The following is a 3,783-nucleotide window of genomic DNA, read 5'->3' as shown; positions in this document are numbered from 1 at the left end:
TTCCGGGCGTGCCGGAGCACCACGGCACCAGCATCGAGCAGCGCGTCCCGGCTTCGGTGCAGCGCCGCCGTGTGCAGGGACAAGGCCACACGGTAGGCGCGGCCGGCCGGTGACTGCCACGACTGCAGCTCAAGGCGGGCGAGGGCGGCGAGCACGGCATCAGCCTCATCGGCGCACCGCGCAACGCGCGCAGCAAACTGCTGGACTTCATAACTGCGCGAAGCGCACTCAAGGGCGTCGGCGGCCGTCACGCCAAGAACCGCCATGTCCTGCACCGCCATGTCCTGCACCGCCACACTGCGCGCCGGTCCCGGTGCTATCCCGTTGACCGGCCTCATCCCGGCCTCACCCCGGCCTCGTCCCAGTGACCTGCCTCATCCAGCTGCCCATGAACCGACGCTAGCGGGGCGGCCTGTGCCCGCTGAAGAGAGCCGCCCGGCTATGTGGACAACATCCCGGACCGCCATGCGCTGCCAGCCGGCAATGTCATCCGGCAATGTCATAAGGACGGGGGCGCTTAAGGCCCGGCGGCACTTCGTGAAAGAATCGCCATATGCCTGAAACTGCCGCCACAGCCGATACCCGCACGCCGTCCGGACGCCTGGCCCTCGCCGCGTCCGACCACCAGATCGCGCTCGGCCCGCTGGATGGCCGCTACCAGTCCGCCGTCGCGCCGCTGGTCGACTACCTTTCCGAGGCTGCCCTGAACCGCGACCGCGTGGCTGTGGAGGTCGAGTGGCTGATCCACCTGACCGGCAACAGCGTCCTGCCCGGGGCCGGACCGCTCACGGCGGAACAACAGGAGCAACTGCGTGCGATCGTCACGGAGTTCGACGCCGCCTCCGTCACCGAACTCGCCGAGATCGAGGCCGTTACGGTCCACGATGTCAAGGCCGTGGAGTACTACATCGGCCGCCGCCTGCCCGGCATCGGAATCCATCACCTGACCGCCATGGTGCACTTCGGCTGCACCTCGGAAGACATCAACAACCTCTCCTACGCCCTGGGCATCAAGGGGGCCGTGGAGGACGTGTGGCTGCCTGCGGCCCGCGCCCTCGTCGGCCAGATCAGCGCCATGGCCGGGGACAACCGCGCCGTGCCGATGCTCTCCCGCACCCACGGCCAGCCCGCCACGCCCACCACGCTGGGCAAGGAACTGGCAGTCATCGCGCACCGGCTCAACCGGCAGCTGGACCGGATCGCCCGCACCGAATACCTCGGCAAGATCAACGGCGCCACCGGCACCTACGCCGCCCACGTCGCGTCCGTCCCGGGCGCCGACTGGGAGCACGTCGCCAAGGGCTTCGTCGAAGGCCTCGGCCTGACCTGGAACCCGCTGACCACCCAGATCGAAAGCCATGACTGGCAGGCCGAACTCTATGCCGACGTCGCGCGTTTCAACCGCATCCTGCACAACGTCTGCACCGACATCTGGAGCTACATCTCGATCGGGTACTTCGTGCAGATCCCGGTGGCAGGCGCCACGGGCTCCTCAACCATGCCGCACAAGGTGAACCCGATCCGTTTCGAAAACGCCGAGGCCAACCTCGAGATCTCCTCCGGCCTCCTGGACGTCCTCGGCTCCACCCTGGTCACCTCCCGCTGGCAGCGCGATCTCACCGACTCCTCCTCGCAGCGCAACATCGGTGTGGCGTTCGGCCACTCGCTGCTCGCCATCTCCAACGTTGCCAAGGGCCTGGACCGGCTCAAGGTTGCCGAGGACGTGCTGGCCGCGGACCTGGACACCAACTGGGAAGTCCTCGGCGAGGCCATCCAGATGGTCATGCGCGCCGAGGCCATCGCCGGCGTCGACGGCATGGAAAACCCGTACGAACGGCTCAAGGACCTGACCCGCGGACAGCGCGTGGATGCCGCCCGGATGCAGGAATTCGTTCAGAGCCTCGGCCTGCCCGCCGACGCCGAAGCCCGCCTGCTGGCGCTGACCCCGGGCAAGTACACGGGCATCGCGGACCAGCTGGTGGATCACCTCAAATGAGGCTTCTGCTCATCCGGCACGGCCAGACGCCCGGCAATGTGCTGGGCCAGCTGGACACGGCGCACCCGGGGCCCGGGCTGACCGAACTCGGCGAGCGTCAGGCCGAGACGTTGTCCCGCGCATTGGCGAACGAGCGGATCCTTGCCCTGTACGCCTCCACCCTGGTTCGGACGCAGATCACAGCGGCACCGCTCGCCCGGGTGCACGGGCTGGAAACCGAGGTGCTGGAGGGCCTTCACGAGATCGAGGCCGGGTCGCTGGAAAAGCGCACCGACCACGAATCGCACAAGCAGTACATCGGCACCATTTTTTCGTGGGCGGACGGCGAGCTGGACCGCCGGATGCCTGCCGGTCCCAGCGGCCGGGACTTCTTTGAGCGCTACGACGCCGCGATCGCCAAAATAGCGGGACGGACAAACGGGGCGGGGGGCTCAGGATCCGTGGCCGTGGTCAGCCACGGCGCATCCATCCGGGTGTGGGCCGGCATGCGGGCGGACAACATCGAACCGGACTTTGCCATCAGGCATGTGCTGGACAACACCGGAATCGTGGCGCTGGAAGGCGATCCCGCCAACGGCTGGGAACTCATCCACTGGGACGACAGTCCCGTGGGCGGACTGGCACTGGCGGATCCGACGGCGGAGGATCCCACCGGCCGTCCGGCGTAGCGGGCCCGTCCGTCCCCGGCGGGCGAACAGGCCGTCCCTGCGGGGCGTACCGGGTCTGGACTGCTCACGGGAACGCGGCGATGATGAAGACAGGCGTGGGGACAGGATGGTCGGCCGCGGCATGCGGTTGAGCCCGCGCAGTGGAGGCGCAGGGGCATGTCACGCAAATCGGTACACCCGGGGCATGCGCCCGGCCACGTTTTCCCTGGCTTCGATGACCAGTTCCTCGCGGCGTACTACGAGCACGCTGCGCCGGAGGACCTCCAAGGCTACAGTCCAGAAAACCTGGAGCAGCGCTCCAGGCACCATGCGGAACTAGCGGACGGCCGTCCGGCAGGCACGGCGGCCGTCGACATCCTGAACGAAAGCGACGCCAGCGTCCTGCTGGTGGTTGCCGACGCCATTCCGCACCTGATCCATTCGCTTACTGCGGAGCTGGCCCGCCAAAACGAGTCCATTCGGTTACTGGTGCATCCCAATTTTCTGGTGCGGCGGGATCCGCGGACTGATCGGTTGGTGGAAGTACGGCATGGGTCCTCGCAGTCCGGACCGACGGGCCCAATTGCCGGCGTCCCGGGTGCCGCGGCGGCCGGCACCGTCCAGGCCCCACCGGGGTGGAGATCAGAAACGTGGGTGGCGGCAGAGATAGGCCGCCTGCCGGGGTCACGGGCCATTGTGGAGCTCACCGCCAACGTGCGGCGTGTCCTGGCGGACGTCCAGTTGGTCGCTGATGACACCCCAGCCATCCACGCCCGTCTCGCCCGCACCATCAACTCCCTGGACCTGCTGCCCGCCGGCACGGTTCCGGCTCCGGAGCAGCTCGGTGAGCTCCTGGGCTGGCTGGACCGCGGCAACTTCATGTTTCTGGGATACAGCGAAGATGAATACTCGACGGCGGAGGGCCCGGATGTTGTGTCGTTGCTGCCCGGCGCGGGGCTGGGCCTGCTCAGGGACGGGCGGCCGGAGGCCCGCCAGCCTGTTACGGGGCTGCCCCATTCGCAGGTCCTCACCATCTCCATTTCGGATCTGAGATCATCCGTCCCCCGCCCGGCTTACTTGGATGAAATCCTCGTCCGGACCTTCGGCAGCGCCGGGAAGGCCACGGGAGAAGTCAGGTTT

Annotated in this window: 3 protein-coding genes and 1 pseudogene; 3 read left to right on the top strand and 1 reads right to left on the bottom strand. The window is 67.9% G+C overall.

The window, feature by feature from the left end; all coding sequences use genetic code 11:
- On the bottom strand, window positions 1-281 hold a 281-nt coding region (locus LQV45_RS20375), incomplete at its 3' end, for a hypothetical protein (protein ID WP_230008573.1).
- A gap of 272 nt (window positions 282-553) precedes the next feature.
- On the opposite strand from LQV45_RS20375, the gene purB reads away from it, so the two are divergent.
- The 3 genes and pseudogenes from purB to LQV45_RS20360 form a co-directional block, all read left to right on the top strand.
- On the top strand, window positions 554-1,996 hold the full coding sequence (purB, locus tag LQV45_RS20370) for an adenylosuccinate lyase (RefSeq protein ID WP_230008572.1): 1,443 nt from the start codon (window positions 554-556) through the stop codon (window positions 1,994-1,996).
- A complete protein-coding gene (locus LQV45_RS20365; protein WP_230008571.1) occupies window positions 1,993-2,664 on the top strand; it encodes a histidine phosphatase family protein in 672 nt (223 codons plus the stop codon). Before purB ends, LQV45_RS20365 begins: the two co-directional genes overlap by 4 nt.
- 156 nt (window positions 2,665-2,820) lie before the next feature.
- Window positions 2,821-3,783: pseudogene (locus LQV45_RS20360) on the top strand (NAD-glutamate dehydrogenase domain-containing protein); the annotation flags it as partial.

The organism is Microbacterium sp. Bi128 (assembly GCF_918698205.1).
Note: the sequence above shows the minus strand (reverse complement) of the source record. Positions and strands in the feature narration are given on the sequence as shown.